The sequence below is a fragment of the Brachyspira sp. genome (genome assembly GCF_050873525.1).
Classification (GTDB): Bacteria; Spirochaetota; Brachyspiria; order Brachyspirales; family Brachyspiraceae; genus Brachyspira.
Genome location: NZ_JBNMIZ010000207.1, coordinates 1 through 4,711, shown reverse-complemented (window position 1 = coordinate 4,711; position 4,711 = coordinate 1). Strand labels below are relative to the sequence as shown.

General features: G+C 31.2%; 4 protein-coding genes. 2 read left to right on the top strand and 2 right to left on the bottom strand.

The window, feature by feature from the left end; all coding sequences use genetic code 11:
• Positions 1 to 65 precede the first annotated feature (65 nt).
• On the top strand, positions 66 to 962 hold the full coding sequence (locus tag ACR0QS_RS11225) for a Fic family protein (RefSeq protein ID WP_432633539.1): 897 nt from the start codon (positions 66 to 68) through the stop codon (positions 960 to 962).
• A 172-nt stretch (positions 963 to 1,134) separates the two neighbouring features.
• Positions 1,135 to 2,589, top strand: a complete 1,455-nt coding sequence (gatB, locus tag ACR0QS_RS11220; protein WP_432633538.1) for an Asp-tRNA(Asn)/Glu-tRNA(Gln) amidotransferase subunit GatB — start codon at positions 1,135 to 1,137, stop codon at positions 2,587 to 2,589.
• 202 nt (positions 2,590 to 2,791) lie between these two features.
• Here gatB and ACR0QS_RS11215 read toward each other — a convergent pair whose 3' ends face one another.
• Positions 2,792 to 3,214 (bottom strand): hypothetical protein, encoded by a 423-nt coding sequence (locus tag ACR0QS_RS11215; RefSeq protein WP_432633537.1) that lies wholly within the window; start codon positions 3,212 to 3,214, stop codon positions 2,792 to 2,794.
• Between the two features lie 445 nt (positions 3,215 to 3,659).
• A complete protein-coding gene (locus ACR0QS_RS11210) occupies positions 3,660 to 4,586 on the bottom strand; it encodes a tyrosine-type recombinase/integrase (protein WP_432633536.1) in 927 nt (308 codons plus the stop codon).
• Positions 4,587 to 4,711: the final 125 nt, after the last annotated feature.

Below are 4,711 nucleotides of genomic sequence, written 5' to 3'. Positions count from 1 at the left end.
TAAATAATCTGATTATATTTTTATTACGATTGATACTTTTCTAATAAAATAATATAATATAATTTATGAATTATTTATCTGTATCGCAAATCGCAAAAAAATGGAATATGTCCGAAAGTTCTATTCGTAATTATTGCGCTAAAGGAAAAATAGACGGAGCTTTTTTAATCGGCAAAACTTGGAATATTCCAAAAAACGCTAAAAAGCCGAATCGTATAAATAAAAAATCTTTTAAGCCAGAAACTTTGCTTGCGATACTTCAAGCCGAAAAAAAGAATAAAATCGCGGGCGGAATATATCATAAAGTTCAAATAAATTTAACTTTTAATTCTAATCATATCGAAGGCAGTAAATTAACTTTAGAGCAGACGAGATATATTTTTGAAACGAATACTATAGGCGTAAATAATAAATCTTTAAATGTGGACGATATAGTCGAAACTGTTAATCATTTTAAATGCATAGATATGATTATCGAATCGGCGAAAAAAACAATATCGGAAAAATTTATAAAAGAATTGCATAAAACATTAAAAAACGGAACGAGCGGAAGCAGACTCGACTGGTTTAAAGTCGGAGATTATAAAAAATTACCAAACGAAGTTGGCGGAAAAGAAACGGCGAAGCCTGAAACAGTTTCAAAAAAAATGAAAGAATTGCTCGATTGGTATAATTCGCTTTCTTTAGTATCGTTCGATAATATTCTCGATTTTCATTATAAGTTTGAAATTATTCATCCTTTTCAAGACGGAAACGGAAGAATAGGAAGACTGATTATGTTTAAAGAATGTTTGAAGCATAATATAGTTCCTTTTATTATAGACGATAGTTTAAAACTTTTTTATTATCGCGGGTTAAATGAATGGAAAAAAGAACGAGGATATTTAAGAGATACTTGTTTAGCGTGGCAGGATAAATTCAAAAAATGGCTGGATTATTTTAAAATACAATATAAAAAATAAAATCAAAAGGAAATGAGAAAATGAATTATTTGATTATAATTATTGAAGCGATTATATTTACGGGCATTTTAGGTTTATACGGTTTTAATAATTTTTAGCTTAATATAAACCTTGAAAATATATTTTAAAAGATATAAAATATATAAAAATAAATTTTAATTAGGATATTAATATGGAATATGAAGCAGTCATAGGATTGGAAGTGCATGTTCAATTAAATACAAAAACAAAGGCTTTCTGTTCATGCCCAAATACTTTCGGAGCGCCCGCAAATACTTTAACTTGCCCAAGATGTCAGGCGCATCCAGGAACTTTGCCGATAGTCAATAAAGAGATGGTTCATAAAACTATAAAAGCGGGAATCGCCACAAATTGCAATATACAAAAAGTGAGCCGATTTGCAAGAAAGCATTATTTCTATCCCGATTTGCCTTCATATTATCAAATCACGCAGATGGACGAACCGATTTGCACGGAAGGACATATAGATATAACGGTTTTAAACGAGGATGGTTCTTCCTATAATAAAAGCGTCAGAATAAACAGAATACATATGGAAGAAGACGCGGGAAAATTGGTGCATGACGATACGGGCAGACCTTTAAGTTATGTCGATTTGAATCGCGCTGGCTGTTGTTTGATAGAATGCGTAAGCGAACCCGATATTTCAACGGGAGAGGAAGCCTATCAATATTTAACCGAATTAAAAAAGATTCTTCAATATATAAATGTTTCCGACTGCAATATGGAAGAAGGTTCTCTTCGTTGCGATGCTAATGTTTCAATAAGACCGAAAGGAAGCAAAGAACTCGGAGTTAAAACCGAAGTAAAAAATATGAATAGTTTTAGAAATGTCAGACTTGCAATAGATTACGAAATTAAAAGGCAGATAAAGGCATTAAATAACGGAGAGAAAATTCTTCAAGAGACGAGACTTTATGACGCCAAAGAAAATACTACTAAAGGCATGCGTTCAAAAGAAGGAGCGGCGGATTATAGATATTTTCCAGACCCCGATATTCCCGTTTTGATTCTTAAAGAAGAAGAAATTGAAAGCGCAAGAAAAGAACTTCCAGAACTTCCGCAGAAAAAAAGAGAGAGATTAAAAAAAGATTACGATTTGCCAGACCAAGACATAATCGTCCTAACCGAAGAACCCGAACTTGCAGATTATTACGAGGCGGCGGTTAAAGCCTATCCTAAACAGCCTAAAAAAATAAGCAACTGGATAATGGTTGAAGTGAACGCCTATTTGAATAAAAAATTGCAAACTATAAAAGATTTCAAACCGAAGCCCGAACATATAGCCGAAATTTTCAAACTAATAGACGATGGAACGATTAGCGGAAAAATAGCCAAAGAAATTTTTGAAGATATGTGCGAAACGGGAGAATCTCCTTCGGCAATTGTAGATAAAAAAGGCTTGAAACAAATGAGCGATACGGGAGAACTTGAAAGCATAATTAAAAAAGTTCTTGCCGACAATCCAAAATCCGTAGCCGACTTCAAAGCGGGAAAAGAAAAATCGTTCGGTTTTTTAGTCGGACAAACAATGAAAGCGACAAAAGGACAGGGAAATCCGAAACTCGTTAATGAAGTTTTAAGAAAAATTTTAAGCGAAGAATAAAAATAAAATATCTAGATTTTTATTTTGTCATTACGAGTTTTCGTAATAAGTTGTGGTAATCCGCAGGTAAACCGAAGACTTAAGTCTTCGGTTTTTTACAAAACCTCGCAATGACGAATTTAAAAAACAACGGACGAAGTTTTTTCCTCGCCCGTTCTTGAGTGTGTGAATTAAATCATATTATCTGCTTTTATTAAACTTATTATTTTTTAGTAATTGTTAAAGGGTCTTCTTGATTTTGTGCTTCAGGATAATTACCCGTAAATGTTCCTTGAGTGTCGCTACTAAAAGTTAAAGTGATATTAGCTTTACTACCTTGACTGCTGTCATAATATTCAAAAGTATAACTTGTATCGCTATTTCTCGTTATAGAAGTTGAAGAAATTTGCGTATCTTTGGTGTTATTATATTCTTTTTTAACTATGAGTGAACCATCAGAATTTATTGTAAGCAAATGTGTTTCGTTATTTCCATCAGGGTTGCTAAACCAATTGCCAGCATAATAGGACAATGTTCTTGTTCCACCGCCTGTCGTTCCTTCATTACTGCAGCTAATTGAAAATAATAATGTTAATGATAATAATGAGATTAAAAATATTTTGAAAGAATTATTGATTAAAGACAATAATAACCGTTTCGTTTCGTTTCGTTTCGTTTCGTTTCTTCATGAGAATTTATTTCCTTGTTAAATAGATTTAGTCCGAATTTTTTCCTTTCGGCTATGAGCAAATTATACGATATTTAGAATTTTTTGTCAACAGTTTAAATAAAATTTTTTTTAAAAATTTAGTCATTGCAACCTTTTCTAATCTGTCATTGCGAGCCGTAGGCAAAGCAATCCACTATTAACAAAGTTAAATTTTTAAAATTTTTAATTGGATTACTTCGGCATTTTCAATGCCTAGTTCCCGCAGGGACGCAGAGCGAATGACAAATCATATAAAACAAAAATAGAGGATGCCGTTAAGCACCCTCCTATATAAAATCAAACCAGAACAAAACAAATTGGTATATCATTTATTTAATATTATAGTAATTATTTTAAAAAAAGTCAAGTGTTTTTTAAATAATTAATGCTCCGAATGTGGATGAAATTTATTATAAACTTCAAACATTCTCGAGTTTGTAATATGAGTGTATCTTTGAGTAGTTGAAATGCTTTCATGCCCCAATAATTCCTGAACTCCTTTTATTTCCGCATCGTTAATAAGAAGATGAGTTGCAAAAGTATGTCTTAAAGTATGCGGTGAAAAATCCCGAGCCAAATGCGAATTTCTCATTAATCTTTTCATGGAAACTCTTATACTTCTGTCGCTTATCGGATTTCCAAATCTATTAACAAAAAGATTGTCGCAGTTTATATTATTTTCTTTTTCTATAATTGCTCTCGCTTTCATATATTTATCCCAATTATCGTATATAATCGGAAGAAGCGGAATATCTCGGAATTTTGAACCTTTTCCCAATATTCTTAAATATTTATCGCCTTTTTTTATCATACTTAATTTTATTGATGCAAGTTCGGATACTCTCAAACCAATAGTATACATAAACAAAGCCATCATTTTATCTCTGATTAATGTAAATTTGTCGCCGTCTCTTATATTAAGAACTTCCTCCATATCCGAAAGCGTTAAAAATCTTGTCAAATGCTCTTCTCTTTTCGGATTTCTCATAGTTATTATTTTTGCCTTATCCGAATAGCCGTTTCTTATAAGATATTTATAAAATTTTCTAATCGAAGATAAATGCCTCGACATTGTCGCTCTGGTTAATCTTTTTCTTTGTAAAAATCCTAAATAATCTCTCACGGTATAATGATTCGCTTCTTCAAATAAAATATTTCTTTTCTTCAAAAAAGTTATAAACTCGCGCAAATCTTTATTATAGCTGTTTATCGTAAACGCTGCGTAATTTAATGTTTGCAAATAATCGCTGAATTCGTCAAGCAAAAAATATGTATATTCGTAAACCGATTTTTCGGAATTTAGGTTCATAAAAAATCCTCGATTAATTATATAAATTATTATCGAATATTTTATTAATAAATTTATAAAGTATGTTAACCGCAATACTTTTTATATTTACATATATTATAATATTGCTTTTTTAATCTATAAAC

What these genes read in the sequence shown, in the direction of transcription:
- ACR0QS_RS11225 (WP_432633539.1), top strand. Translation starts at nt 66, where the DNA reads ATGAATTATTTATCTGTATCGCAAATCGCAAAAAAATGGAATATGTCC.
- gatB (WP_432633538.1), top strand. Translation starts at nt 1,135, where the DNA reads ATGGAATATGAAGCAGTCATAGGATTGGAAGTGCATGTTCAATTAAAT.
- ACR0QS_RS11210 (WP_432633536.1), bottom strand. Translation starts at nt 4,586, where the DNA reads ATGAACCTAAATTCCGAAAAATCGGTTTACGAATATACATATTTTTTG.